28 protein-coding genes and 5 pseudogenes are annotated in these 24,702 nt (G+C 40.0%); 18 read left to right on the plus strand and 15 right to left on the minus strand.

Features of this window, described 5'->3' with window-relative positions:
- Positions 1-117 precede the first annotated feature (117 nt).
- Positions 118-1,315 (minus strand): annotated as a pseudogene (locus VL20_RS08105) (RNA-guided endonuclease InsQ/TnpB family protein).
- Positions 1,316-1,380: 65 nt separating this feature from the next.
- Between VL20_RS08105 and VL20_RS08110 the strand changes: the two are divergent.
- The gene (locus VL20_RS08110; protein ID WP_052276181.1) at positions 1,381-2,424 is read left to right on the plus strand and encodes an IS630 family transposase; all 1,044 of its coding nucleotides are present in this window, start codon (positions 1,381-1,383) and stop codon (positions 2,422-2,424) included.
- A gap of 219 nt (positions 2,425-2,643) precedes the next feature.
- Positions 2,644-3,445: pseudogene (locus tag VL20_RS27770) on the plus strand (IS1 family transposase).
- On the opposite strand, the pseudogene VL20_RS33665 reads toward VL20_RS27770, so the two are convergent.
- A pseudogene (locus VL20_RS33665) lies at positions 3,424-3,549 on the minus strand (transposase); the annotation flags it as partial. The pseudogenes VL20_RS27770 and VL20_RS33665 overlap by 22 nt on opposite strands.
- A 77-nt stretch (positions 3,550-3,626) precedes the next feature.
- Here VL20_RS33665 and VL20_RS33505 point away from each other — a divergent pair.
- The 3 genes and pseudogenes from VL20_RS33505 to VL20_RS08125 all read left to right on the plus strand — a co-directional run bounded on the left by VL20_RS33505 (position 3,627) and on the right by VL20_RS08125 (position 6,080).
- Positions 3,627-3,809 (plus strand): annotated as a pseudogene (locus tag VL20_RS33505) (hypothetical protein).
- Between the two features lie 141 nt (positions 3,810-3,950).
- Positions 3,951-5,154 (plus strand): annotated as a pseudogene (locus VL20_RS08120) (RNA-guided endonuclease InsQ/TnpB family protein).
- A 158-nt stretch (positions 5,155-5,312) separates the two neighbouring features.
- The gene (locus VL20_RS08125; RefSeq protein WP_052276183.1) at positions 5,313-6,080 is read left to right on the plus strand and encodes an ABC transporter ATP-binding protein; all 768 of its coding nucleotides are present in this window, start codon (positions 5,313-5,315) and stop codon (positions 6,078-6,080) included.
- A gap of 250 nt (positions 6,081-6,330) precedes the next feature.
- Here the strand turns inward: VL20_RS08125 and VL20_RS08130 are convergent, their stop codons facing one another.
- The 10 genes from VL20_RS08130 to VL20_RS08180 all read right to left on the minus strand — a co-directional run bounded on the left by VL20_RS08130 (position 6,331) and on the right by VL20_RS08180 (position 10,980).
- Positions 6,331-6,609: a hypothetical protein gene (locus VL20_RS08130; protein ID WP_052276184.1), complete on the minus strand. Its 279-nt coding sequence runs from the start codon at positions 6,607-6,609 to the stop codon at positions 6,331-6,333.
- On the minus strand, positions 6,606-6,890 hold the full coding sequence (locus VL20_RS08135; protein ID WP_052276185.1) for a hypothetical protein: 285 nt from the start codon (positions 6,888-6,890) through the stop codon (positions 6,606-6,608). Before VL20_RS08135 ends, VL20_RS08130 begins: the two co-directional genes overlap by 4 nt.
- A 135-nt stretch (positions 6,891-7,025) precedes the next feature.
- The gene (locus VL20_RS08140; RefSeq protein WP_128575172.1) at positions 7,026-7,304 is read right to left on the minus strand and encodes a YgiT-type zinc finger protein; all 279 of its coding nucleotides are present in this window, start codon (positions 7,302-7,304) and stop codon (positions 7,026-7,028) included.
- The gene (locus VL20_RS08145; protein WP_002779213.1) at positions 7,243-7,560 is read right to left on the minus strand and encodes a DUF4258 domain-containing protein; all 318 of its coding nucleotides are present in this window, start codon (positions 7,558-7,560) and stop codon (positions 7,243-7,245) included. The genes VL20_RS08140 and VL20_RS08145 overlap by 62 nt, the downstream gene beginning before the upstream one ends.
- Position 7,561: 1 nt before the next feature.
- Entirely contained in the window at positions 7,562-7,777 is a 216-nt protein-coding gene (locus tag VL20_RS08150; protein ID WP_052276187.1) for a hypothetical protein, read from the minus strand.
- A 416-nt stretch (positions 7,778-8,193) separates the two neighbouring features.
- Complete coding sequence (locus tag VL20_RS08160) at positions 8,194-8,421, minus strand: hypothetical protein (protein WP_052276189.1); 228 nt, start codon at positions 8,419-8,421, stop codon at positions 8,194-8,196.
- 153 nt (positions 8,422-8,574) lie between these two features.
- Positions 8,575-8,808, minus strand: coding sequence for a hypothetical protein (locus VL20_RS08165; RefSeq protein WP_002745620.1), 234 nt, complete (start codon positions 8,806-8,808; stop codon positions 8,575-8,577).
- 6 nt (positions 8,809-8,814) lie between these two features.
- Entirely contained in the window at positions 8,815-9,054 is a 240-nt protein-coding gene (locus tag VL20_RS08170) for a hypothetical protein (protein ID WP_002755261.1), read from the minus strand.
- A gap of 111 nt (positions 9,055-9,165) precedes the next feature.
- Entirely contained in the window at positions 9,166-9,741 is a 576-nt protein-coding gene (locus VL20_RS32405; protein ID WP_052276190.1) for a PEP-CTERM sorting domain-containing protein, read from the minus strand.
- 606 nt (positions 9,742-10,347) lie between these two features.
- Positions 10,348-10,980, minus strand: a complete 633-nt coding sequence (locus VL20_RS08180; RefSeq protein WP_052276191.1) for an HAD-IB family phosphatase — start codon at positions 10,978-10,980, stop codon at positions 10,348-10,350.
- Positions 10,981-11,066: 86 nt separating this feature from the next.
- On the opposite strand from VL20_RS08180, the gene VL20_RS08185 reads away from it, so the two are divergent.
- From VL20_RS08185 to VL20_RS08205, 5 genes are all read left to right on the plus strand, one after another.
- The gene (locus VL20_RS08185; protein ID WP_052276192.1) at positions 11,067-11,885 is read left to right on the plus strand and encodes a carbon-nitrogen hydrolase family protein; all 819 of its coding nucleotides are present in this window, start codon (positions 11,067-11,069) and stop codon (positions 11,883-11,885) included.
- A 972-nt stretch (positions 11,886-12,857) separates the two neighbouring features.
- The gene (locus VL20_RS08190) at positions 12,858-13,478 is read left to right on the plus strand and encodes a hypothetical protein (protein ID WP_052276193.1); all 621 of its coding nucleotides are present in this window, start codon (positions 12,858-12,860) and stop codon (positions 13,476-13,478) included.
- Positions 13,479-13,746: 268 nt separating this feature from the next.
- Positions 13,747-14,208 (plus strand): hypothetical protein, encoded by a 462-nt coding sequence (locus tag VL20_RS08195; RefSeq protein ID WP_052276194.1) that lies wholly within the window; start codon positions 13,747-13,749, stop codon positions 14,206-14,208.
- An 18-nt stretch (positions 14,209-14,226) separates the two neighbouring features.
- Positions 14,227-14,433 carry a hypothetical protein gene (locus VL20_RS08200; protein WP_002779193.1) on the plus strand — a complete coding sequence of 69 codons (207 nt, stop codon included), beginning with the start codon at positions 14,227-14,229 and terminating at the stop codon, positions 14,431-14,433.
- A 244-nt stretch (positions 14,434-14,677) separates the two neighbouring features.
- Entirely contained in the window at positions 14,678-15,769 is a 1,092-nt protein-coding gene (locus VL20_RS08205; RefSeq protein ID WP_128575418.1) for an ISAs1 family transposase, read from the plus strand.
- Between the two features lie 567 nt (positions 15,770-16,336).
- On the opposite strand, the gene VL20_RS08210 is transcribed toward VL20_RS08205, so the two are convergent.
- Positions 16,337-17,554: a tRNA nucleotidyltransferase/poly(A) polymerase-related protein gene (locus tag VL20_RS08210; protein ID WP_052276196.1), complete on the minus strand. Its 1,218-nt coding sequence runs from the start codon at positions 17,552-17,554 to the stop codon at positions 16,337-16,339.
- 94 nt (positions 17,555-17,648) lie between these two features.
- Between VL20_RS08210 and VL20_RS08215 the strand changes: the two genes are divergently transcribed.
- From VL20_RS08215 to VL20_RS08235, 6 genes are all read left to right on the plus strand, one after another.
- Positions 17,649-17,897, plus strand: coding sequence for a Ycf34 family protein (locus VL20_RS08215; protein WP_002745598.1), 249 nt, complete (start codon positions 17,649-17,651; stop codon positions 17,895-17,897).
- 113 nt (positions 17,898-18,010) lie between these two features.
- On the plus strand, positions 18,011-18,136 hold the full coding sequence (locus VL20_RS32410) for a hypothetical protein (protein WP_284526046.1): 126 nt from the start codon (positions 18,011-18,013) through the stop codon (positions 18,134-18,136).
- A 60-nt stretch (positions 18,137-18,196) separates the two neighbouring features.
- Positions 18,197-18,472, plus strand: a complete 276-nt coding sequence (locus VL20_RS08220; RefSeq protein ID WP_052276197.1) for a hypothetical protein — start codon at positions 18,197-18,199, stop codon at positions 18,470-18,472.
- Complete coding sequence (locus VL20_RS08225) at positions 18,469-18,837, plus strand: clan AA aspartic protease (RefSeq protein WP_052276198.1); 369 nt, start codon at positions 18,469-18,471, stop codon at positions 18,835-18,837. The genes VL20_RS08220 and VL20_RS08225 overlap by 4 nt, the downstream gene beginning before the upstream one ends.
- Positions 18,838-19,148: 311 nt before the next feature.
- Entirely contained in the window at positions 19,149-19,406 is a 258-nt protein-coding gene (locus tag VL20_RS08230) for a hypothetical protein (protein ID WP_052276199.1), read from the plus strand.
- On the plus strand, positions 19,372-19,566 hold the full coding sequence (locus tag VL20_RS08235) for a PIN domain-containing protein (protein ID WP_052276200.1): 195 nt from the start codon (positions 19,372-19,374) through the stop codon (positions 19,564-19,566). Before VL20_RS08230 ends, VL20_RS08235 begins: the two co-directional genes overlap by 35 nt.
- A gap of 55 nt (positions 19,567-19,621) precedes the next feature.
- On the opposite strand, the gene VL20_RS08240 is transcribed toward VL20_RS08235, so the two are convergent.
- Positions 19,622-20,944, minus strand: coding sequence for a tetratricopeptide repeat protein (locus tag VL20_RS08240; RefSeq protein WP_052276201.1), 1,323 nt, complete (start codon positions 20,942-20,944; stop codon positions 19,622-19,624).
- Positions 20,937-22,439: an nSTAND3 domain-containing NTPase gene (locus tag VL20_RS08245; RefSeq protein WP_052276202.1), complete on the minus strand. Its 1,503-nt coding sequence runs from the start codon at positions 22,437-22,439 to the stop codon at positions 20,937-20,939. The genes VL20_RS08240 and VL20_RS08245 overlap by 8 nt, the downstream gene beginning before the upstream one ends.
- A 300-nt stretch (positions 22,440-22,739) precedes the next feature.
- Between VL20_RS08245 and VL20_RS08250 the strand changes: the two genes are divergently transcribed.
- Positions 22,740-23,825, plus strand: coding sequence for a hypothetical protein (locus tag VL20_RS08250; protein WP_052276203.1), 1,086 nt, complete (start codon positions 22,740-22,742; stop codon positions 23,823-23,825).
- A gap of 322 nt (positions 23,826-24,147) precedes the next feature.
- Positions 24,148-24,690, plus strand: a complete 543-nt coding sequence (locus tag VL20_RS08255; protein WP_002803048.1) for a hypothetical protein — start codon at positions 24,148-24,150, stop codon at positions 24,688-24,690.
- Positions 24,691-24,702 lie beyond the last annotated feature (12 nt).

Raw genomic sequence — 24,702 nt, forward strand, 5'->3', positions numbered from 1 at the left:
TTGCCCAATAAATCTTTAAAACTGATTCTTTCAGGGTGACTCTCCTGACAATTATCTTTTTTTGGTCGGTGCAATGCTTACTTGCAATCGTCTTGATCGATTGACATACTCCCACCGTCAAGCTACGCTGTGACGGGGGATTCTTGACCTATCACTATCGGAAATTCCTTGTTCAACGAGACGGCTTAGATTCTCAATGTCTCCATTAAGAACCCAGAGGCCGGACTCTCTATTATGCGTTTGGGTCGGTTTCTGTTTGCCCAACAGTACCGTTGACACTTCGACTTCGCTCAGTGTCAATGCCGAGCGAAGTCGAGGCATTGAGATGATTTCCCAAATATTGTAACCCTTTTTTAAGAATATTTATTGCTGCATTATGATCCCTATCTAAGACTGTTTGACAATTGGGGCATTGATGAGTTCTAGTGCTTAATGTTTTTTGAACTCTCGTCCCACAAACTGAACAATCTTGGCTAGTAAAATGGGGAGGGACAGCAACACAGACAATCCGATAAATCTTGGCAAAATAATTCAACCATTCGGTGAATTGATACCAAGAAGCATCACTAATTGACTTGGCAAGCTTACGGTTTTTGACTAAGTTTCTTACCTTTAAAGCTTCATAAACTACCAGATCATTAGACTGGACTAACGCCAAAGCGTCTTTAATTGCTTTGTCTTTACGTTGTCTTGATACTTTAAGATGAAGCCTAGCTACTTTTATCCGTTGCTTGTGATAGTTTTTAGACTGTTTGTTTCCTTGACAAAATCGTTTTGATAATCTCCTTTGTGCTTTTTTCAGTCGTTTTTCTGACTTTCTTAAATAACGTAGATTCTCTACAGTATTGCCTTGGGCATCGGTATAAAACTCTTTTAACCCTAAGTCAATTCCTGTTATTTGTCCCGTTGGTTTATAGTATTCTTGCCGTTCTACGTCAATCAAAAACTGGCAATAATAACCGTCAGCACGTCTAACAACTCTTACCCGTTTAATCTGTTGTTCTGAATAATAAACCAATGTTTTTTGACTACACCATAAATCAAATTCTCCTGCTTTAAAGCCATCAGTGAACTTGATTTTACGTCGATCATCTGATAGTTTGTAGCCTGTTAGTTTATATTCAACCGAACGGCTATGCTTTTTGAACCGAGGAAAACCCTTTTTTTCCGGTATCTTAGCATGACAATTCTGGTAAAACCTAGTAATTGATTGCCAGGCTCTATCAGCAGCCGATTGACGAGCTTGAGAGTTTAATTTATTAACCCAAGGGGTTTCTTTATTGTTAGCTATACTTTGCACGGCTACAACTTGCATTTTTTACTCAAGGACAATAATATAGTTTAAGAGTCATAATTAGAAGCAAAGCACTCATTAAAAACATGATTAACCTAGAATTCACGGAAGAAGAAAAGAACTCACTGTATTATGAAAGATTTCATCATCCCCATCCCCGGGTTCAACTGAAGATGGAAGTTCTCTGGTTAAAAAGCCAAAAGATACCGCACCAAAAAATTTGTCAGTTAGCAGGAATCTCGCCAAATACCTTATTAACCTATCTTCGCGATTATCAAGAAGGCGGAATAGAAAAATTAAAAGAAATCAACTTCTATCGCCCTAAAAGTGAATTAGAGTTTCAAAAAGAAACCCTCAAAAAATACTTCGAGAAAAATCCACCAGCCACAATAAATGAAGCTGTATATAGGATAGAAGAATTGACGGGAATAAAACGAAGTCCTACCCAAGTGAGAAAATTTTTAAAATCAATGGGAATGAAATGTTTAAAAGTAGGTTCTCTTCCTTCTAAAGCTGACCCAGATGAACAAGAGGACTACAAAGAAAAAAAGCTAGAACCCAGACTAAATGAGGCTAAAGAAGGAAAAAGGGCTGTTTTTTTTGTTGATGCCGCTCACTTCGTCATGGGAGCATTTCTCGGTTTTGTTTGGTGTTTTGAGAGACTTTTTGTTAAGTCACCGAGCGGGCGTAAACGCTTCAATGTTTTAGGAGCATTAAATGCAATAACTCATGAAGTTATTCTGGTAACATATGACAATTATATTACGGCAACTCAAGTCTGTGAACTCCGGTCAAAAATAGCTGCTTTAGGACTAATGATTCCCATCACTCTAGTCTTAGATAATGCCCGCTATCAAAAATGTAAAATTGTTGAAGAATTGGCTCTTTCTTTGTCAATAGAGCTGCTCTATCTGCCGTCTTATTCACCTAATCTAAATTTAATTGAAAGGCTGTGGAAATTGGTCAAAAAGAAATGTTTATATGGTAAATATTATGAGAACTTTTCTGACTTTTCTTCAGCTATTTATGAATGTCTGAATGATGCCCATCTGAAACATAAAAAAGAACTGGATTCCTTGCTGACTCTACGATTTCAGAAGTTTAATAAATCTCAGATTATGAACGTCTAAAGTATAGTACCGCACAAAGCTTTTGGAGGTCATTGCGGGTTGTTCCTTTATTGGTAATGATTCGGTAGTAGTGGCGTAGCCCTCTTGCTTACCTGGTATGAATTGTGTAAAATATTTATTAATAAAAATAATTGGCTCGAATCAGTCTTTAAACCTCTAGCTTGCTCATGACTTTTCTGATAAATATCTTTTTCTGGCTCCTGTCTGGCTTACTCAAATATCAGTCTACCACCGAACAAAGTACCCCCTTCACCTCTATTCCCTTGTCCTAATTGTGGTTCTCACCATACTATCAAGAATGGTTCTATTCCTAAGGGAAAACCCAAACGTCAAGGTAAAGAATGTGGTCGTCAGTTTGTGATCAATCCCACTAATAAAACCGTCTCTGACGAAACCAAACAATTAATTGATCAACTCTTGCTCGAACGAATTTCCTTGCGAGGAATTGCTAGAGTAACAGGGGTAAGTTGGTCATGGTAACAAAACTATGTCAACAATAAACTGGCGGCTGTCCCCCGTCAAATAAAGGTTTCGGACAAACCAAAAGGTAAATTGGTTAGAGAATGTGATGAGATGTGGTCTTGGGTTTTTTCTAAGACGATAAAGGTCTATATTTGGCTGGCAATTGATAGAAATACAAGGGAAATTATTGGTGGCTATGCGCGGAGATAGAAGTCGTCAATCAGCCAAAAAACTTTGGGCTAGTTTACCAGGCGTTTACCGACAATGTGCGGTTGCTTACACAGACTTTTGGGAGTCCTATAAGACAGTAATTCCTAGTAAACGTCATCGGGCAGTAGGTAAAGAAACTGGTCAAACTAATCCTATTGAAAGATTAAATAATACCTTTCGACAAAGGATTTCTCGGCTAGTGAGAGAGAGTCTATCTTTCTCTAAAAAAATGGAGAATCACGTTGGGGCTGTTTGGTATTTTATCCATGACTACAACGCACAGCACAGCAAAGGATTAAGCCGCCATCACTACTACCGAATCACCACCCCTTTATTTTCTATCCAATAACGAACACAAGAATTACGCACAAACTGAGAAGTTCTGATAGCTTCATCAAGCCTGTGATATTGCTCTGGTGTTCCGTTTTTTAGCTTCACTTCTACGACTAGCATTTAACAATTCTGGCTCTTCGGTTTGTGTTATGCAATGGACGGGGGTTATAAGGGATGGAACCCTTATATAGAAAGGCATTTAGCGATTTTTGTCAATTGTTTTTGCTCTAGAGCGAACTAATCAATTAAGTCTCTTGCCAGATAAGGATTTAGTCAATTTATGCCCTCCTATCGAACCATACCAAGTAACGAAGAACCACAATTCTCGACCATTGGCTAAGTTAAGTATAACACAGTTTACCCACAGATGGTACAATTAAACCGATGCTCTGGGGTTGACCCTTCGGCTCTTCGGCGGAGCTTCGGGAGCCACTTCGCTCAGGGTCATCGAAAATTTGGATCTGAAACCCCGTCGTTCTACGACGGCTTTACTGTTAAATATTAGCGCATTTACACGATATATGCTAGAATGCGAGATATGGAAAAGCTATCGCTACCGATTTTACCCAACACCAGAACAAGAGTCGCTATTGCGGCGCACTTTGGGCTGTGTAAGATTGGTTGACAATAAAGCTCTCCATCTCAGAACACAAGCTTGGTACGAAAGACAAGAAAGAGTAGGATATGTTCAAACTTCTTCAATGCTAACCGAGTGGAAAAAGCAAGAAGAATTAGACTTTCTCAATGAGGTAAGCTGTGTACCTTTACAACAAGGGTTAAGACATTTACAAACAGCTTTCACTAACTTCTTTGCTGGTCGTACTAAGTATCCTAACTTTAAGAAAAAACATCAAGGAGGAAGTGCCGAATTTACCAAGTCAGCCTTTAAATTTAAAGACAAACAAATCTATTTAGCCAAATGCACAGAACCTTTACCTATTCGATGGTCAAGACAAATACCAGAAAGCTGTGAACCAAGCACAGTAACAGTCAGATTACATCCCTCTGGACGTTGGCATATTTCAATAAGATTTGATGACCCAACAATTAAGCCATTACCAGTAACAGATAAAGCCATCGGAATTGACTTAGGAATTAGTAGCCTTGTGATTACCAGCGACGGCGATAAAGTATCTAATCCCAAGCATTTTAAAAAGCATTATCGGAGACTGCGAAAGGCCCAAAAAAGCCTTTCTAGAAAACAGAAAAGGTCAAAAAATCGGGAAAAAGCAAGAATCAAAGTAGCCAGAATTCACGCTCAAATCACCGATAGCAGAAAAGACCATTTACATAAGCTAACCACTCAATTAGTTCGGGAAAACCAAACGATTGTGGTTGAGAATTTAGCCGTTAAGAATATGGTCAAAAACCCGAAATTATCTCAGGCAATATCTGACGTTAGTTGGGGAGAAATCACTCGACAATTAGCCTATAAATGCCGTTGGTATGGGAGAAACTACATCGAAATAGATAGATGGTTTCCTAGCTCTAAAAGATGTAGTAATTGTGGGCATATTGCCCTTGAAAATGCCGTTAAATGTTCGAGAATGGGATTGTCCAGACTGTGGAACACACCATGACCGAGATATTAACGCTAGTAAAAACATTTTGGCCGCAGGGCTTGCGGTGTCAGTCTGTAGAGCGACCATAAGACCAGAACAGAGTAAATCTGTTAAGGCAGGTGCGAAAAATCCTTCGGGAAAGAAGCAGAAACCTAAATCGTGAGGTTTGGGAATCGCCGTCCGTTTTACGGCGGCGAGGATGTCAATGATATTATGGTCGGATTTCATCCCCCGCAAAGGTGAGTATCTTGTCGAAAAATGTAGCGGGGGCATTCATCCGACATTTTAGGTAAAATCGACTAATTTAACCTATTAACAGGAATGCAAGCAAATTTATTAGAAGTGCGGGGGGCCACCCGTCGATTTGGGGGATTAGTCGCTGTCGATGGGGTTTCCTTTCAGGTACAAAAAAACGAGATTTTTGGCTTAATTGGACCTAATGGGGCGGGAAAAACAACTTTATTTAATCTGATCACTGGTTTAATTCCCCTATCCAGTGGTGATTTAATTTATCAAGGCGACAGTCTGGCTAATTATCGTCCTCACCAGATTGCTCAGGCGGGAATTGCCCGTACTTTCCAGAATTTGCGCTTATTTGGTGAATTATCGGCTTTAGAAAATGTGGCGATCGCTGGTCATATTCACAATAGCTCCAATCTTTGGACGGGAATTTTGGGTTTACCAGTTTCGAGAAGGGAGGAGGAAAAAACCTATAAAAGAGCGGCAGAATTATTAGATTTAGTCGGATTAACCGACCAAAGCAATCGCAAAGCCCGTAATTTAGCCTATGGTGATCAAAGACGCTTGGAAATTGCCCGCGCTTTAGCTTTGCAACCCCAGTTATTACTGCTCGATGAACCAGCAGCCGGGATGAATCCCAGCGAAAAGGGGTCATTAAGTCAGCTAATTCGACAAATTCGCGATAATTTAGCTCTAACCGTCCTGTTAATCGAACATCATGTGCCTTTAGTGATGGGATTATGCGATCGCATTGCTGTATTAGATTTCGGTAAGTTAATCGCTTTGGGAGATCCAGCCACAGTCAGGGAGAATCCTGCGGTGATTGAAGCTTATTTAGGGGATGAATAAGGATTTGAGATAATTCCTCTTCAGGTTAATGGGAGATAAGTAGGTAGGCGTTAAAAATTATCAGACACCACCCTTATCAAGGGGGACTAAGGGTAGGGTTGATTCATGAATCAACCCTACTATGAATCAACTCTAGGACTGAGGGGGAATCGAACCTAAAATCCATTTTTAATTTAATTATAACCAGCTACTTAACAATGATTATTTAATTACCAGAGATAGTCAAAAAAAGGTTTAAAGTTTCTCCCGATCAATATTTTGTCATAAGTAGGGACGCACAATTATTTGTAGGATGGGTTAGCGGTAGCGTAACCCATGCTAACTCATCCAGTCGCTTAATTCCTTTAATCTTGTTAGTGCGTAACAACCCTCGACGCACCTCATAATCAGCAATTTCTGGAAGAATAACCCTAATAGCTGCTTTAATTAGGGTTTGTAGCCAACAATTACAAGCTAGACTTTCATGCGATCGCTTAGGATTAGTAATTAAACCGATAATTCCCGTATCTAATAAAACTACTCTATTCACCAAGTTACTCCCTTTAATTCAGCCGGAAATAAAGGACGCTCAGATAAGCGATCTTGGTCAAGTGCTTCGATTAAATATTCACCGGTTTCTTGTTGTTCTTGTTCATCTTCTTCATCAATCCAAGATTGAAGTAAATTAACCAGTTTGGTCTGTTTTTCTTGTTCTAAAATAGTATCTTTAAGTAGCTTGAGGACATAATCTTCTAGAGAAAGACCTTTCTCCCTCGCTTTTTGGCTGAGATATTGTTCGATTTCCGATGTTAAATTAAGAGTTAGTGGCATGGGCTTGACTTGAATCAATTTATCGTGTCTTTAACTATTATAAACAAAAAAGCGATCACACTCTAAAAATATAGCGCAATCGCCCCTAATTTAAGACTTCAATTGTTGCTCGATTTGCCAGTTTTCTATTAAACACTAACTAGCAAAGTCAAATACTGGTGTTTCAATTACCCGTTTTGGTCGCTTATTTTCCCAGATAATTTCCTGCAAGCGTTCGACAGTTTCTGGTGCAAAAAAACGCTCTCCTGTTTCTACACAGACTCTAGCGGGGACATTTTCTATAATAAAAAAATTGCCATTGATTTCAAGGGTATAGGTAACTTCTTGTTCAATTAAGGTTTCTGGTCTAGAATTAGTTGACATCTGGTGTTCTCCTTGATTTAAAATCAATCCATAAATTTGGATCGGGTTCATATAGGGTAATAATTTTGAGCAAAGGGCGAGAGGGATAGCTACAATGAATGTGTAAGGCTCTATTAATTAGAGTAAATCCCAAAAGTAAACAGCTTGCACCATACTTATCAGCTGGATAATCTTCAATAATTTCGCTTTGTTCCATCGCCTCCCGTAATTCTTGAACACTGATCTGACGCAGGATACTTTGATTGACAGCGTGTTGAGAAAATTCAAATTGGTTTTGTCTAACTTTTTGACGAATTTCCTCAATCATTTCAGGGATAGCCGCCTTTAGTTTGAACGTAAATATCCGTCGCTGTCATTTCACCAAATAACTGATCTTTAATTTCTAAATAATTTAGAGGTTGGGATGCTGTTTCTCTTAGAAAGAAAGCCGCTTTAGCAATTCCCAATCTCTCTACTAGAGCTTTAGCTCCCTCTTTTCTAATTTCATCAATCTCAGGAATCGTCAAATCTGTTTGAACTTTCATAACAATTTTTCTCAATTCAAGCGTTGAAAATAATGGCGACAAACTCCCCATTTGATAGTCTAGTTATTTCATTCTCTCAAGTCAATGACATCAATAAGTAGTCATGCAAAATTAATTACCTGCCCGATCGAGCTAAAACCCTTACGGGGCAATGATCGTCATGTGTAAATAATTTTGCCTAGGTACTTAACATCAATACTTTTTAAGCGATGTATTATTCTATAATAAACTTTTAGATGGTTGACAATAAATACTTCAATTCTTTCGGGAGCGCCTGTTTGAAAATCTTCTCTCTGGAGTGATAAATCATGCAACAGACCGCGGATTTTGTGATAAGTTTCAGGGTCATCTTGTTTTAAATTGCTCAAAAAGTCTCTAGTACTTAAGGACAACCAGATATCATACGCCATCTTACGTTAAAATCGATATTTGATAATTTTCCCTTGCGCTTGTTCTGCTAACGCTTGCTCTAGTGCCTGCTGTTCAGAAAGAGGGATATCTGCAAAGCGAATGACCGATGTTTCCTGACAAATGAGATAATCTGGATTAAGCTGCGTTAACAGTTCCTCAGATGCAGATGCGATCGCTTGTTTAATCTCTTCATCTGAAGCAGGTTGAGTCGTCTGGAAAAGATCAGATTGCATAAAAAGTCTCAGCCAATCAAAACACTATGGTTTCCTCTATTCTAACACCAAAAAAGCTATCACGCTATATTTATAGAGGGCGATCACTTCTAAGGTCGGTATTGCAGCCTAAGTCGTTTATTATCAGCAACGCCCAGGTAATTTACTCGCTATTTAAGGGCGGACTGCTAATAACTGGACTTGTACCGTTTCAGGAAGTTTTATTATGACAAAATGATTTTCTGGATACAAATAATCTTCGCCAGATTCATCAATCACTCGCAAACATCCCACCTCTTGCGCTTTAGCATCAGGTAACACTTGATAAAGTTTACAAACCTCTAAATCTCCGCCTTCTTCAGCGGTAATACAGATAGCAAATTCAATGTTAGATGCTGGTGTTTGCATAAATATTTAGTCCAAAACTCGTTTAACTTTCATTTTTCGCCGACCAATACCATGAGACTCATACCAGTGTAGTTCAGCTTTGCGGATTTCTCCATTAGGAAATTGAACTAAGCCGACTCCTTTTAGCTTTCGCCATCGACGACCCCCAAACTGCGCTTTTAGCCTTCTGAGTTCACGAATAGAGAGGTTGACGGCGATAATCTCTATTTCGGTTAGTTCTCCAATCAACTCAAAGCCATTACCCATCTCATCATTCTAACAAAGATTAATAAAAATTTGGAATGCCCAAAAAAAAGCGATCGCACTTTATCAATGTAGTGCGATCGCTGCTAATTTAAGGCTAGATTTGCCAGTTTTTTATTTTAATTTGCGCTTCAAGGCTGAACCCGCACCTAAAACACCAATGGCGAGTAAACCTAAGACTGAAGCAGGTTCGGGAACAGCAACAGCAGTCTGGTTCAACCGCACAGAATAGCCCGCAGGAAGGCCGCCGGGGAAAGTAGATGATGGTGCTAATGATAGAGAGTAACTTCCTGGTCCGAAGAGTAGAGAAGCCGAACTGTAAGTACTTGCGGCCGCCCAGTCAGCATCAAGTCCAGGATTGCCACTCGGCAGATAGGGGAATGGGGGTGTTTTAGGTGTAAAGTCGCTACTACCTAAAAGAGTAGCCCCATTGTAAATGTCGTAAACATCTCCAGCAATAAATTGATCGACCAAATCAAAGGCGCCCTGGAATCCCGGTGCAATCGTAAAGTCCCACGAGGTGGGGTTGTTGGATGCTGGATCACTCTCAATTTGCCCGGATTGCCACACACCGTTGGGCAATAAGACTACCGCTACTGCTTGTTGTGCATTAAGTACCACAGTTCCAGCAAAGAATGCTATGCCAGCAGCAGTCATTGACAGTTTTTTAATTGCAGTCGAAGTTTTCATGTTCAGAAAGTTTCCTCAAAACAAACAAACAAACAAATGTTCTGACTGACCTTTAAAGGAGAAAATCTCAAATTAAGCGACATTGGCAAGGGAGAAAAATTGGTTGTTTCAAAATTGCCAATCACTAAATTTTAAGTTAGTTCCTCTAATGACAAGACAGAGCCATAACGCTATTCTACCCCCCCGATTTTGTCAAGTGTAAACCAACACAAATTTACAAAAATTTATAATTATTGTTACCCTTGAGAGTAGGCTAGTAAAAAAATCTTTTAACGGGTTAGTCTTGGATTATTAGAATCTCTCGTTTCTAGGCTCTGCCTAGAAATGTTTAATGAGAGTCTCTGCCTCCTGAGTAATCTTTACAGAAGGCAGAGCCTTTAAAAATCATTCCCAGGCGGAGCTTGGGAATGAGACGGCGAAAATCATTGCCTCTTGCCTATCCTAACCATTACTTATAAGTAGGTAGGTGTTAAAAGTTGTCAGACACCCCCCTTATTAAGGGGGAGCCCCCCGCCTATCGGCACCCCCCTTATCAAGGGGGCAGGGGGGATCGAACCTAAAATCTATGTTTAATTTAATTACAACCAGCTAATTAACAGCTAATCCCTAATCTCTCAATAACAGATATTCACGAATCTCAAAAAAGTTATCCCAAGGAATATAGGGTTGATTTTCCGCTTGCAGATAATCGATTAAACGATCCCTAGCAAAAACTAGATCGGCCTTTCTAGCCATGGTAATATCGGTAACAGAATCACCGATCGCAATAGTTTCTACTCCCGAATATTTGGCCATAATCAAGGCTTTAGCTACTAATTCCGTCTCATTTTCCCAATCGGAGTGAACTTGCAGATATTCCCCTTGCGTATAAAGATTGACCCCATAAATTGCCGTCACCTTATCTAATAGTCCCTCCCGTTTTAAGACCGTTTCAATCATGCCTTGGAGACCACCGGAGATAATAATAAAAGGGATGGCTCGCTCCTGTAAAAAAGCGAGTAATTCAGCTAATCCGGGGCGAATTGGCTTGCTTTCGGCATAGGCAAGAATATCGGCGTATTTTTGGCTCGGTATCGACTCTAGCAGTTGACGGACACCCCGGCGCAAACTGAGAGTGCGAGCGTACATTTGGGGCATAATTTGGGCTGATAAATCGGGGGCGAATTCTTTGAGCATACCCGCAAAGGTTTCCACGGCGGTGATAGTGCCATCAAAGTCACAGAAAACAATTTTACTCATGGGGTGACAAAATATCTGAAATTGGATATAATCGAAGGTTATGATTAATTTTACAGAGATTATCCGACTCTAGAGCTTCAACCCCCATGAAATCCTATCTCGCCGCCGCCATTCAAATGACCAGTCAGCCGGATTTAGAGAAAAATCTCGCTGCCGCTGAAGAATTGATCGAACTTGCCGTGGGTAAAGGGGCGGAATTAATCGGTTTACCGGAAAATTTCGCTTTTATGGGGGCAGAAAGCGATAAAATCGCCCAAGCCGAGACTATTGCTCTCAAAGCCGATAAATTCCTCCGCACCATGGCCCAACGGTTTCAAGTGACCATTTTAGGGGGTGGTTTTCCCGTGCCGGTGACGGGTATTGCCGATAAGGCTTATAATACCGCTATTTTAGTCGATGGCAACGGTGCGGAATTAGCCCGTTATCAAAAAGTCCATCTCTTTGATGTCAATGTCCCGGATGGTAACACCTATCAGGAATCGAGTACAGTCATGGCAGGGATCGATTTACCGCCGATTTATGGCTCCGATAGCTTGGGCAAAATTGGCCTCTCGATTTGCTATGATGTGCGTTTTCCCGAACTCTATCGCTATTTATCGCAGCAAGGAGCCGATGTTTTATTTGTACCTGCGGCGTTTACAGCTTTTACGGGGAAAGATCATTGGAAAGTTTTGTTACAAGCGCGAGCGATCGAGAATACTTGTTATATAATAGCTCCCGCTCAAACGGGCAATAATTACGAACGCCGTTACACCCACGGTCACGCTATGATTATCGATCCTTGGGGTGTGGTTTTAGCCGATGCGGGGGAAGAAGCGGGAGTGGCAATTGCCGAAATTAATCCGCAACGTCTGCAACAAGTGAGACGACAAATGCCTTCCCTACAGCATCGTGTTTTTGTTTAAAATTCGATTCGACAATTTTGTCGATAAAAACGCCTAATTTTGGGATTTAACTCGGTTTTTTTGCGTAACATTGCTCCCCGATAACAAGGGCCGAATCTCAAACCTAATTAGGGTCTGCTGAATAATGGTAAAACCCTTTTAAAATAAGGCTTTTGACCTGTTAAAGTCCGATGTTAGTGCAAGAAAATAGGATTGGGACTTTCAAAAACCTTGCATTATCCTTCTTGTAGTACATAGCTTGGTACAAAAAACAATGGCAACAAAGCCCGAAACTCCTGACTCCTGACTCCTGACTCCTACCCCCAGGAAAAACTTTTTCAGCAGACCCTAATTAGTTAAGCTAAAAGCTTTGATGTACTGAGTTTCTAACCTTCTTTGCCAGATTCTCAGGGTAAGCTCATCTAATAAGGATGTAGTCGATTTATGCCCCCCGATCAAACCATACCAAGTAACGGCTCTTCTCGACTTTGTGTGATAATTTTTGCTTATGGAATCGTGAAATGCTTATCAGGCAAGACTTTTAGTGCTATTTGGCGGAATAAACTATCAGTATAGACCTCGTTTCCACACAGAAACCAGAAGAGCCAAGTAACGAAGAACTAGGTAAAAATATCCGTAAACTTTATTAACAATCTTCCTTGAAAATCTCTTGACTATCGCACCCCGAATTAGGGATCATATGAAGATGTAGCGTTTCTCATCAAGGTGAACTGTAAATTAAACCTTGCCGAAGTAAGAATTCTCAGTTGCGAAAACATACCTCATATATCCGAGAAACGCTGTAGAGCAGACAGGGATGCAATTCAGACTTGAATTGGCGAAATTCAAGTCTTGACTCTATTTATTGTCAACTTGAGTCCAAAAATACTCTGATGGTTGGACAAATATGCTCTCTGGACTTGTTCTAACAAGATTCCGGGCTAAATGAGAAATAATCCCATTTAGCTTCTCTAGACCGTTAAGGAGAAACCGATGTCATCTTATACCACAGAATCAGAAAAAATTGATTTTCCGAAAACCCTAGATATAGCCACCGTTTGCGTCTATGGGCTAGGAATCCTCTCGGCGGGCCTATTTTTATTTCTGCCCTTCGTCAACCTGCTGCATCCGAGTCCGTGGCAGCGATGGCTAGGCACAATTCACGGTTTTGGTTCCCTATTAGCCCTAGTCGTGATTGTTTACGCTGGTCATCTCGCTTTTCCGCTGCTCAGAGGTTCTGGCAAAATTTTGCAGCAAATGCGAACCCTCACCTTCTGGTCCACCGTCCTCGCTTCTTTGGCGATCGCCACTGGCAATTTAGCCTATATGCGCTATCGGGCCGGTTCAGAGTTTGGCGGTGCGCGGGCATGGCTAAAGGAAAATTCGCCCCTCGGTCAATACGTCCTCATGGAATACCACGAATTCAGCGTCCTTTTTACCCTACCCCTAGGGGTGGCCTGCACTTGGATTCTCTGGAAATACGGCGACTCAATCCTAGACAAAGCTAATAGACCGGTGTTAACGGTCACTTGCATTGGCCTGATGGCGATGATGTTTTTTGCCATGGGTGGACTCGTTAGCGGCCTCGGTGTTGCCAAAATTCACGCCCTGTAAACCCTTATTTAGCTACTTTACCTCAAAAGTGAACAAAATTCAACTTTTGCTCGTTTTAGCTACGGTTTTCGGGTTATCTATCACCGCTCCCGCCCTAGGGGGTGTAAACTTAGCCCCGATGGTACGGATACGAGGGCGGCCAGCATTAGCAACCAAAGTCAAATCGTCGGTCATTTCCCTACTGCTGGTAATACGGCTGGGGACTTTTAGCGGTGGGACTTTGCGGTTTTACACACTTACGAACTCTGAAAAAATAGGAACAAATCTGATGACTCAACGTTACATCGATAGTCCTTGGTACGGAAAAATCTGGGCTTTTTTAAAACAATTTCCCCAAGGTTTAGCCGAAGGTGCCAAACGTTCCCCCGCCACTTCTGGCCCAGCAGCGGCGGCGATTATTAGTGCTGGTATTGGCTGTTTTTTAATGATGGTTGCTCACCATTTTTCCGATGCAGACCATTCAAAAACCGTAGAAACTTTTCTTTGGAATTTGGGTAGTTGGATACCTGGCAGTAAAAATCCTAGCAAAATGTGGGGCAATATCGGCAGTTATAGCGGCAAAGAAACGATGTTATTAATTGGCTGGTTAGTCAGTTGGCCGATACTGCATTATCTTTGGAAAGATCGCCAGATAAAAGCTAAGACCATTCTCTTTTGGTTTTTTGCCCTCATGATTGCCGCCACGGCCATGTCATGGCATCCACTATTTCCCTATTTACCTTTAACTTAAAGCCTAGGAGGTGACAAAATGAACGCTCAAGTTAGAAAGGTTTCCTCGCGTAAAATGCACGATATCGTCTGGATATTAGTGGGACTTTTTGGTTTATTTGCTATTACTTTTCCCCTGGCTATGTGGCGAGTGAGCAATATGGAAAAGTTTCAAGGTTCTCATGTGAAATCTTTAGTCGTAGAAGGAGAAAACGCTCCCCAATCTTCACAGCTTAAAACTAAATAAATCTGAGTTGTGGATAATCTGAGTTTTGGATAAGTCAAAACCCTGAGACTCAATCGGAATCTAAAACTCTGATTAACAGACAAAACTCTCAAAACTGTGAACAATTGCTAAGTAGGTAGGCGTTAAAAGTTGTCAGATGCCCCCCTTATTAAGGTAGGGCTGTTTCATTCTCCCATCAGAATATCAAAAGTAAAAGCGATCACTATCAGGTAAAATGAGAAGTGACCGCCAACTTTTTAAATATATGTTGAGCTTAATAGAAAAACTAAAACAAGTCAAGGACTTTCGGAAAGATAAAGGAAAAAGACACCCTTTATGGATAGTATTAGTAGTAATAATACTAGGAACAATGCTAGGATACTCAGGTTATAGAGAACTAGGAGAGTTTGCTAAAAATAATCGGCACAGGCTGAGTAAAGAATTTAACATAATTCCAGAAAGAGTCCCATCCTATTCAACAATTAGAAGGGTAATGATGGGAGTTGACTGGCAGAGTTTGTTAAAAATGTTTAATGAATGGGCATTACAAGAATATGGACAAAGAGATGATATAAATTGGCTAGGCATAGATGGAAAAAGTCTCAAAAACACCCTAAAGAATCCTAACAATGAACAACAAAATTTTATCATGTTTATCTCATTGTTTAGTCAAGAAAGTGGCTTGGTATTACACTTAAAAAGAATCGAAAACAAAAAAGGGTCTGAAATCGACGAAGGGCAAGCTATAATTGAGGATTGCTCTCTCCAAAATAAAGTTTTTACTGGGGATGCTTTACACTGTCAGAAGAAAACAATCAGCTTAATAGCCAAGACTAAAAATGACTATGTTATCACCGTTAAAGGAAATCAGAAAAATCTTTATAAGCGAATACAAGACCTGAGTAATTCCTCAAAGCCAGAAAGTTGCTTTCTCGAACAAGATAATAGTCATGGACGAAAAATATCAAGAAAAATAGAAGTTTTTAAAGTGAGGAAAAATGAAAGAAAAGGGTTTGAAAATCTGCGAAGAATTGTTAAAGTAGAAAGAAAGGGTAGTCGCGGGGATAAAACTTATGAGGAAACAGCTTACTATATCAGTAGCCTAACCGAATCCGCCGAAGTATTTGCTAAAATTATTCGAGGACATTGGAAAATAGAAAATCAGTTACATTGGGTAAAAGATGTAATTTTTGAGGAAGATAAAAGCGAGATCAGTGATTTTCAAGCGGCCAGCAATTGGTCAATTCTCACAACTATAGGATTGAATCTTTTCAGAGGTTTGGGTTTTCTCTCAATCACAGAGGGACAGAGGTGGTTAGCTGAACGTTGGGAAAAACTGATAGTTTTATCGACGTAAGAAGCAGAAAAATTAGCTAAATTAACAGGATGTACTCTCAGAAAATTTGAAGAGAGATAGGCTTTTAGTGGCTTGGGAACAAGCTTTATCAATTTATTCATAATAAATTTGGCAGAAGATTAAAGATTAGTTATTGTGACTAACTATTTTGATTAGAAAAAGATAAACTTGAGAATCTTCAGTCAAATTTATTGACTCAAAATTAGCTGTACTTAATTTAAATGAATCAACCCTACCCTTATTAAGGGGGGATTAAGGGGGGATCGGCACCCCCCTTATCAAGGGTAGATCCCCCCGCCTATCGGCACCCCCCTTATCAAGGGTAGATCCCCCCGCCTATCGGCACCCCCCTTATCAAGGGTAGATCCCCCCGCCTATCGGCACCCCCCTTATCAAGGGTAGATCCCCCCGCCTATCGGCACCCCCCTTATCAAGGGTAGATCCCCCCGCCTATCGGCACCCCCCTTATCAAGGGTAGATCCCCCCGCCTATCGGCACCCCCCTTATCAAGGGGGGCAGGGGGGATCGAACCTAAAATCCATTTTTAATTTAATTATAACCAGCTACTTATAATAACTTTTTAGCAAAATCGATCGCCTCCTGAAAAACTGTAACTTTGCCTTCAATTTGGGCAATTTGTACCTCGGTTAATAACTTACCGATAATCGGACTAGGTTTCAGGTGTAAATGGTTAATTAAATCATCGCCCCTTAATAAAGGTCGGGGATGGGCGATAATATTATCGGGATCGAGATAGGAAGTCAACAGAGAAGCGACGATATTTTTGTTAATCCCCATCGATAAAGCAAAAAGGGCAAAGACAGGAAATACTTTTCCCGTATTTAGATAAATAAAATACTGTTCCCGCAGACTCAAATTATCTGGCTCCTTGAGGGGAGGTAAACACTTAATCACCGTGATTACCGTGCGAATTTCCCCCCTGGAATACTTGAGATCGATTAACTCTTTTTCCGCTTCTGCTAAGATATCCGATACCAATAGGGCCAATTTTGTCAACTGTAACTGAGAAGGGGAAAAGATAAATTTTTCTGGTAACAAAGATTCTAAAAATCCCGCTGCCGCTTCCACCCCCATAACTCGCTCCATTTTTGCGGGGGTAATCCGACGCAACCAGAGGGATAATAAGCCATCTTCCCAGGCACTTTTTAGCCATTTATTGCCACGGGAATTGAGCAAAAGGTAATTCAACTCGGATTGTACCCTTTCGGCGGCTACACGGCGCAATAAAGGGGCAAGAGAACGAATAGTTGCACGGGTATGGGGTTCGATCTCAAAGTCCAATTGAGCCGCTTGTCGATAAGCCCTTAATAATCTTAGGGGATCATCTTGGAGATTTTCCCTAGAAATCATCCGCAGAGATTGGCAGCCTAAATCTTTTAATCCCCCTAAAGGATCGAAAATTTCTTGGGTGTGGAGATTATAAGCGAGAGCATTAACGGTGAAATCCCGTCTTTTTAGGTCTATTTCCAGAGATTCTCCCTCCTGTTGCGCGAAATCAAGAGTCCCCTGCGGAAAAACGACGCGAGCAATTTGACGAACCGCATCTAAAACCACAAAACCGGCTTTATAATGATGGGCAATAGTTTGGGCAATTTCGATCGCTTTTTCGGGAACCACAAAATCTAGGTCAATATAGTCTTTCTGACGGTTTAATAAAGCGTCTCGCACAGCACCACCGACTAAATAAGCATTTTCTGGCAATTCTTGCTGATTAATCGCAAAAACTTCTTTAACTAAACTATCTAGGTTTTTTTGACAAGACATCGAGAAGATAAATTTACAAAAATATAATTTTTACCGGCCCTATTTGGGGAGAGACTGAGCTAGATTAACGGAAAAGACTTATAGAGTTAAACCTATGTGTATTTGTATTAACTGCTATTTTGTTGATCGCTGTCTCACCTATCATGCCGTAGAAACACAACATCAGGAACGTCATCTCACCGAGACACCGGACTTTGAAGCGAAGAACCCTTCTATTAACGTTAACATTCGCACCAAGGAAGATTATATCGAAATGGAATGGGATGTGGTGGGTTGCGACAGCTTTTTACGGGAAACTGGTAAATGGTCTAGTTTGCGTCCGGGTGAACCAATTCCCACCTAAAACACCTGAATTTACCCCCATACATATTTACTACAAAAGCCGAAAACCCTTATCCAGCAATAGATAGACCGGTTAAATTTTCTTGCTGTACTCGTGCAATAGTGGTCATGTACATGGAAAAAGTTCCGATTGAGTCGATGTGGATTGTTGAAGCTAAAGGACGCAGAGATGAAGCGAGAAATAGTTCTGTTCAGCTAATTTCAGGCGAAGAGGCTTTAGCGCAAGTCAGACGGCTGTAAGTGCGTTCGCCATGTTACAGGATAAAATAATTAAACCGAGTTGAAATCGAAGTCAAGGATATGGTAATTCGACAACCCCGCTACAGCAAAAAAGAATTTGCCCGACGTGGCAATGAACTCTATGAATCCCAAGTGCGCTCTCAAGTTGAAGAAGGCAATTATGGCAAAATTGTGGCGATTGACATTGAAACCGGAGCGTTTGAAGTTGCCGATGATTTGTTGACAGCATCGAAACAACTTTCTGCACGAGTACCTGATGCTCAGACTTGGTTTATTCGGATTGGACATCTAGCAGTCGATCACTTTGGTACAAGGAGTTTGAGAACAAAGCAATGATGCAAGGTCCTGTGAATCAAAGGTGTGAAGCGACCTTATCGATCGCGCTCAGGAATAATAAGACAGCGCAGATGGTAGATGCTGTAATTGATACAGGATTTTCGGGTTTTCTCACTTTGCCGTCTGACATAATTGCCACATTGGGGTTGAGTTGGGAGGGCCGAGATATTGCCACATTAGGTGACGGAACTTTCTGTACGTTTGAGGTTTACATCGGGCGCGTGATTTGGGATGGGCAATATCGTGAGATTTACATCAACGAATCAGAGACACTTCCACTAATCGGGATGCAGCTATTGCGAGGTTACGATCTGCGGATTCAAGCGATCGAGGGTGGTCTAGTCACGATTGAGGCTTTGGAGTAGAGTGCGATCGCCATCTTACACGATAAAATGAAGGAACCGAGTTGAAATCGAAGTCATACGGATCACCAACTCAGTTTGCGTCCTGGTGAACCAATTCCCACCTAAAATACCTGAACTTTCCCAATACATATCTACTACAAGAGCCAAAAACCCTTGTCCAGCAATGGATAGACCGGTTAACTTTTCTTGATGTACCCGTGCAATAGTGGTCATGTATATAGAAAAAGTTCCTAAGCGTTGTGTCTGGAATGGTTTTTATCAATGAGCATTGCTTAAAAGCAAATAATTCATAATTTAAGAGCGAGGTATTTATGGATAAAGAAGAAGAACTACTTGAACAATGGCGAGAATTGACACCGGAAAAGCAACAAAAAGTTTGGCAATTTGTTCAAATACTTAAATCTGAGTCACAAACAACACCAGAAGCTAAATTTATTCCCCAAACACCATTAAGCAAAAAGTTATGGGAAATCCGACAGAGGGCAATTTCGGCTGGATTGCAACTGCTCAATGAAGACGAAATAGAACAAGAACTTGCTGCACGTCGAGGAGGATGCAGTGAGTCATGAAATTGCTGGCACTTACGGTTTAGCGGCGATGGATGCACTTCATGTTGCTGCTGCGCTGCAAATTCAAGCTGATGAACTAATCACCACCGAAAAGCCAACCAAACCAATGCACCGAGTCAGGGAAATTCAGATTGTTTCAATAGACATCTCTTTTGCATGAGTAGAAAACGGGTTTCTCCGAGAAACCCGTTTTCTGTGCGTTACTCAGTCTCAACTTAGTTGGGGTTTAACAACCTTTCTAGATTTTGTTCACAGTTCTCTTTATGGGAGAGAATATTTAATTTTTCAGAAAGATGTAAGGCGCGTTGCCAGTGATTAATAGCTGATTTAAGATCATGGGTTTTTTCTTCAAATTCGGCCAAAACAATTAAAGTCTCTAGTTCTATATATCTTTCTCCAATATCGAGGGCAATATCTAAAGCTTGGTTAAGATATTGATAGGCTAGATCATCCTTTCGAGTGATACTATAAATTTCTCCTAATCCAGCGCAAGCATGGGCAACACTTGCTACATCTGAAATAGCTAAAGCTTTTTTCTTTTGTTGCTTAAAGTATTTTTCAGACTCCTGAAAATTTGCTTGTTGCCCATAAATTGAGGCTAAATTTCCCAAGGATAAAATAATTCCTGCTTCATCGGTTATTTGCTCAGATAAGTTAAGACTTCTTTGAGTATAATCGATAGCTGGATTTAAATCATTGATTCGCCGGTATGCTTCTCCTAAATTTCGTAAAGCCGTTGCTTGATAAATAAGGTTTTTTATTTTTTCTGCCCATTTTAAGTATTTTTCTAAACAAGCAATAGTCTGGTCAATTTTTCCCTGATAACCATAACAATTACCCAGATTTAAATAAGCAACATTAATAATCTCAAATTTTTCGTCACAATCAGGAATAATCTCGGCTAGATTTAAAACTTCATTCAGTCCTATTTCAGCGCTTAAATATTCCCCTTTTATTCCATCAATTGTTGCTATATTTTGTTTTCCTCTTGCTTTCCAAAGAGGATTATTTAATTGCTCGGCTAAGGATAAGAGTTTCTCCGCATAATTTTTTGCTTGGTCTAATTGTCCTAATTCTCGATACATATAACCAAGTTCACTTAAACAGAGAAAATCGGTTTCATTGTCAAGATTTCCTAATAATTCTTTACACAGTTTTATGCCCTCTTCATAGCGTCCCCAGATGCGTAATTGTTTGTGCAAAGGGAAAGAAGTTGGATCATGAATTTCTAAGGGTAAAGAAAATAAAGATTTAGCTTCTTTATACCAACCTAATCGACATAGACAGAGAAATGCTTCCACATAACGACTTGCCCGTTCTTGAATAGAGAGATGCTGTCCCATTTTATCCTTAATATGGCGTTCATAACCAATTAAATGCCAGATAAATGCGCCAAAATGTGCTTTTTCAAAATGACTTCCTGTCGCTCCTAAAATTTCCCCTTTTTGTTTAACTTGAGCGAGTTCTCCAAAAACAGTAAAATCGATACTTGTGAGACGTTCTTTGACTCTTAATTGAGGAGATTGAAAATCATTCATGATTTGGTTTTCCTTCTTTTCTTTGGGTAGATACTAGATGCTTGAAAGCAACATTGCGAATTAAGCTGTGCTGTTTGATATGTGGTTCATATCCCAGTTGTTTTTGAGTTTCTACTAAATAACGGTTAAACAAGGTAAAAAGAGCTAGGTCTAAATCTTGTTCCTCGTATTCTGAGAATAATTGAAGATTTTCAAACCACGCATTTTTAAATTCAAAAGATGAATAAGTGGAGCCATAGATAAGCAATAAATAAGCAGTTTTAAAAGTTTTTTCAAGTCGCTCTATTGTTCTTTCGATTTCCTCCTCTAACAGTTGTTTTCGTAATTGTTTGGTCATTAAGTTGACTTTGTAATAATCATCAGGATTGGCTTTTTGAGCTTCATCAATCATTTCTCTTAATCGTCGAAATCGGGATTTATTCTCCTCATAATAAGTGCTGATATTTCCATTCATTCTATCAATAATATCACCGGAAATTAAGCGGATAGCGAGAGGATGTCCTTCATAAAGTTTTCCGATCTCTTTAAGGTAAGCAAGGTTACGTCCATGAAGAATTAATTCGACTTCTGCTTGTTGAAATAAACGTTCAAATAACTGTAAACTTTCCTGCTCTTCTAATCCCATTAATGGCTGAATATGCCAATATTGAGCTTGACTAAAAGTTTCAAAATCTTCAGGCTTATCCTGCGAAGTTATCACAATTCGAGTCTGACAATCTTCGGCTTCTAATATCCTTTGAAAAAAGACTCGCCAGAGGGGGTCTTTAAAGCGATTACTGCCATCTTGTTGTTCTCCTTGTAAAAGATTTTCCATTGAATCAAACCAAATCAATCGACGATTATTGCTCAGATGATTAACCAGTTGAGTTAATAATTGTTCTGGGTTTTTTGCTTGTTTTGCCGTAACAGGTTCATCGCCACGATTGAGTAAATCAATAGCTGTGCTGATAAAGTTTTGTGCTTCTGATTGCGACTGTTGATCCTCCCGTTGATTAAACCCATCAAAATCAATAGGCAGTTCAGGAGGAAACCCTTCTTGACACAAAGCTAAGGCTAATTTGTAGGCGAGGGCAGTTTTCCCAATACCTGTTATTCCTGTAATTACGACAATACGACAATCGCCTCTTAGTTTTTCCAGTAAATCACTTTGAAGAGACTCTCGCCCCACCCAAATAGGCTCGATATCTTGAGTCAGTTTTTGCAAAAGATTATCTAGATCTGCGACTTTTGAAGGGTCGATGTTCAAAGCTCGACAAAAGGCGAAAAAACCTTCCGATTGAATGTTTTTACCCCTCAAAAAATGATCTAAAGTCTCTGGTGAGCAGGAATTGGCATAGGAAAATCGGTAATCCAGATCTTCTACCCAGTCTATACGAGGTTGACAAAATTGACTAGCTTCCTTACATAAATGCCCTCTAGTCCAGCCTTCTTTTTGTTTTTGCGCCCATCGGGTTTTGACTTGCTCAAGTCCCGCTACGGAGAGTTTTAACTTCATTGCTCTCTATTCAATCTACATAAGTTTACTTCTCTATTGTTGATCAATTATCCCCAGAAATTCTCATTTTTTGAAAAACTTTCTCTCAATGTGACTAAGTACATATCAGCTATTTGCTCAATTATAGGTATAGGAAGCCATTCAAGCTTTCTAATTCTTTCTAATTCCAGCTTCTTTTGCTTTTTGCGCCCAAAAATCATCGTTTTGCTTGCTTATCCGTAGAAATCTAAGGATTTCTATCGCTTTACTCCCAATGAAGAGAGCCTCATTGCTCGTTGTCCTCTTCTTAAGGGTAGCAAAATGGCTATTTCTCAAATAATCAACCAAACCAATGGTAAACAGTTTATCTCATTATCATCTACATCGGTGCGGCTACTGTCGTCGGATGGAGTTGATGTCAATCACTTATTTAGCGGTCAAATACCAGAGCGTCACTATGAGCAACTTTCTTGTTGGCTTAATTTAAAACCAAACGAGGAAAAGGATTTAACGGCACAAACATTTGCAACGCTAAAGACCACAAATTACACCCAAAAAGATCCCCTATTCACTTTAAGGACTGTCCGAAGAATGTTACAGGATAACGGTCTTCTCTTTGTCTATGATATATCCCAAACCCCTGATATTGAGCAATATGTGAAGATTCTGTTTTCTTGTGCTGGATTTATTGTATTAAATAACATTGGCAACTGCTGGATTCTTTGCAAAAGAGCCTTACTTTGTTTTGATGTGCCAAAGGTCAAAGGTTATCTGGTCAAGGAAGCGGAAACACTGGCAGAAATTGAATCCTATTTCTTATTTCTCAAGAATCGCTATCCTGAGTCACAAAATTATTGCAAAGAAATCGACGATTTATTTACTCACCAATCGGTTATTTTTCTAGCCTATCCTGAACAGAATCCCTCTCAGGTAATCGGTGTTGCACGTTATACCTATTCTCTGCCTGAATATGGCTACTATTTGCCTTGTCAACTGGCAACATTTTGTGAAGGAAAACACACAGGAAAGCATTTGATGTTACCCAAAAATGTAACAAGCATCGGAGAAAGTCTCTCTCTGTATGATGAAAAGGGAACTGGCAAAAAAGGAACAAGTTATCTTGTTTATCAGCAATTGATTCGAGCTATCTTGACTTACAAATATGATATCGCCCACACTGAAATTTCCTACACGACTTATCCAAAAGGGGACGAAACCATTGAAGCACTGTATAAAGAACGTTTTGGATTTAAGCACACTCTACACGATCATGAAAAAGTTTGCTTAAAATATGGAACATTTGCCGGTCAATGGTATCTCATTGAACTGGAGCAGTGGATGATTAAGCATCAGTACCACAACGCTGACCAGATTTTTCATAAACAAAAGGAAGCGTTTGCGGTGTGAAGTCTAGCTTAATAGTTTGCCGATAAATACTAGATTTTGGGAACTTAAGGTAAATTATCCTGAAAATTGGCTATATCCTTAAGTGTCCCGAAGTCAATCTCAGCTTTAGATGTCATATTCCTTACTCTATAAGGGTTTGAGGCTATTTTAAAATTGATACCAGTTTGGGTAGATTCCCAAATTATTCTCAAGCTATACTGGCATACCAGATGCGGCCTGTTCAGCCGAAACTTAGAAATAAGTGGATGATTGGCTTTTGTTGAGTAGCTGATAGGGTAGAGTTAGCACTTTACCTGAATAAATTGTATGGTTTTGGTGTATTATGTATCAACAACAAGTTCAACTTTTGGGAAATCCTTTAACGCTTAAAGTCAGCAATCCAGATGTTAATCAGTCCTGTAATATTATTGGAATTGATAACAATGGAGAAGGGAAATCTTTATACGTCTATAATGTCGTAGCGGATGCGTTAGAATCTAATAAACGCAATATTGAAGACTTAATCAAGGAATATGAAAGACAGACAAATATTGCTTTAAAAGTTTTGATTGCGCTATCCGATGGCGTTATTTGGGTACTAACCACTGTTATGAATATCTTTACCTCTATCTTCGGAGGAGTTGGTGGTGCTGGAATTTATGGCATCATGTTTGTCTTAATTATCCTTGCTTTGTTGGCGATAGCATGGATTTATGCCTTAATGGTAATTCTACCTCTTATGGCAATTTCTTATGGTACTAGACTGTGGTTAGAACAAGTTTCTAAAAAAGCCATAGAACAATTAAGCAGAGACGCAAGAGAGGTGGCGCGTAAATCTTTAAAAGGAACTCAAGATTCTTTACAATTACCTGAAAATAATTCGTAATTTACCTCAAAA

The organism is Microcystis panniformis FACHB-1757 (assembly GCF_001264245.1).
Taxonomy (GTDB): Bacteria; Cyanobacteriota; Cyanobacteriia; order Cyanobacteriales; family Microcystaceae; genus Microcystis; species Microcystis panniformis.

Excerpts from the sequence above, each read along its gene's own strand:
- VL20_RS08180 (WP_052276191.1), bottom strand. The coding sequence starts at position 10,980 with ATGAGTAAAATTGTTTTCTGTGACTTTGATGGCACTATCACCGCCGTG.
- VL20_RS08205 (WP_128575418.1), top strand. The coding sequence starts at position 14,678 with ATGTTGAGCTTAATAGAAAAACTAAAACAAGTCAAGGACTTTCGGAAA.
- VL20_RS08215 (WP_002745598.1), top strand. The coding sequence starts at position 17,649 with ATGTGTATTTGTATTAACTGCTATTTTGTTGATCGCTGTCTCACCTAT.
- VL20_RS08185 (WP_052276192.1), top strand. The coding sequence starts at position 11,067 with ATGAAATCCTATCTCGCCGCCGCCATTCAAATGACCAGTCAGCCGGAT.
- VL20_RS32410 (WP_284526046.1), top strand. The coding sequence starts at position 18,011 with ATGGAAAAAGTTCCGATTGAGTCGATGTGGATTGTTGAAGCTAAAGGA.
- VL20_RS08160 (WP_052276189.1), bottom strand. The coding sequence starts at position 8,421 with ATGCAATCTGATCTTTTCCAGACGACTCAACCTGCTTCAGATGAAGAG.
- VL20_RS08140 (WP_128575172.1), bottom strand. The coding sequence starts at position 7,304 with ATGAACCCGATCCAAATTTATGGATTGATTTTAAATCAAGGAGAACAC.
- VL20_RS32405 (WP_052276190.1), bottom strand. The coding sequence starts at position 9,741 with ATGAAAACTTCGACTGCAATTAAAAAACTGTCAATGACTGCTGCTGGC.
- VL20_RS08220 (WP_052276197.1), top strand. The coding sequence starts at position 18,197 with ATGGTAATTCGACAACCCCGCTACAGCAAAAAAGAATTTGCCCGACGT.
- VL20_RS08165 (WP_002745620.1), bottom strand. The coding sequence starts at position 8,808 with ATGCAAACACCAGCATCTAACATTGAATTTGCTATCTGTATTACCGCT.
- VL20_RS08210 (WP_052276196.1), bottom strand. The coding sequence starts at position 17,554 with ATGTCTTGTCAAAAAAACCTAGATAGTTTAGTTAAAGAAGTTTTTGCG.
- VL20_RS08195 (WP_052276194.1), top strand. The coding sequence starts at position 13,747 with ATGACTCAACGTTACATCGATAGTCCTTGGTACGGAAAAATCTGGGCT.
- VL20_RS08145 (WP_002779213.1), bottom strand. The coding sequence starts at position 7,560 with ATGATTGAGGAAATTCGTCAAAAAGTTAGACAAAACCAATTTGAATTT.
- VL20_RS08125 (WP_052276183.1), top strand. The coding sequence starts at position 5,313 with ATGCAAGCAAATTTATTAGAAGTGCGGGGGGCCACCCGTCGATTTGGG.
- VL20_RS08250 (WP_052276203.1), top strand. The coding sequence starts at position 22,740 with ATGGCTATTTCTCAAATAATCAACCAAACCAATGGTAAACAGTTTATC.
- VL20_RS08200 (WP_002779193.1), top strand. The coding sequence starts at position 14,227 with ATGAACGCTCAAGTTAGAAAGGTTTCCTCGCGTAAAATGCACGATATC.
- VL20_RS08150 (WP_052276187.1), bottom strand. The coding sequence starts at position 7,777 with ATGAAAGTTCAAACAGATTTGACGATTCCTGAGATTGATGAAATTAGA.
- VL20_RS08110 (WP_052276181.1), top strand. The coding sequence starts at position 1,381 with ATGATTAACCTAGAATTCACGGAAGAAGAAAAGAACTCACTGTATTAT.
- VL20_RS08240 (WP_052276201.1), bottom strand. The coding sequence starts at position 20,944 with ATGAATGATTTTCAATCTCCTCAATTAAGAGTCAAAGAACGTCTCACA.
- VL20_RS08190 (WP_052276193.1), top strand. The coding sequence starts at position 12,858 with ATGTCATCTTATACCACAGAATCAGAAAAAATTGATTTTCCGAAAACC.
- VL20_RS08225 (WP_052276198.1), top strand. The coding sequence starts at position 18,469 with ATGATGCAAGGTCCTGTGAATCAAAGGTGTGAAGCGACCTTATCGATC.
- VL20_RS08255 (WP_002803048.1), top strand. The coding sequence starts at position 24,148 with ATGTATCAACAACAAGTTCAACTTTTGGGAAATCCTTTAACGCTTAAA.
- VL20_RS08245 (WP_052276202.1), bottom strand. The coding sequence starts at position 22,439 with ATGAAGTTAAAACTCTCCGTAGCGGGACTTGAGCAAGTCAAAACCCGA.
- VL20_RS08135 (WP_052276185.1), bottom strand. The coding sequence starts at position 6,890 with ATGCCACTAACTCTTAATTTAACATCGGAAATCGAACAATATCTCAGC.
- VL20_RS08230 (WP_052276199.1), top strand. The coding sequence starts at position 19,149 with ATGGATAAAGAAGAAGAACTACTTGAACAATGGCGAGAATTGACACCG.
- VL20_RS08170 (WP_002755261.1), bottom strand. The coding sequence starts at position 9,054 with ATGGGTAATGGCTTTGAGTTGATTGGAGAACTAACCGAAATAGAGATT.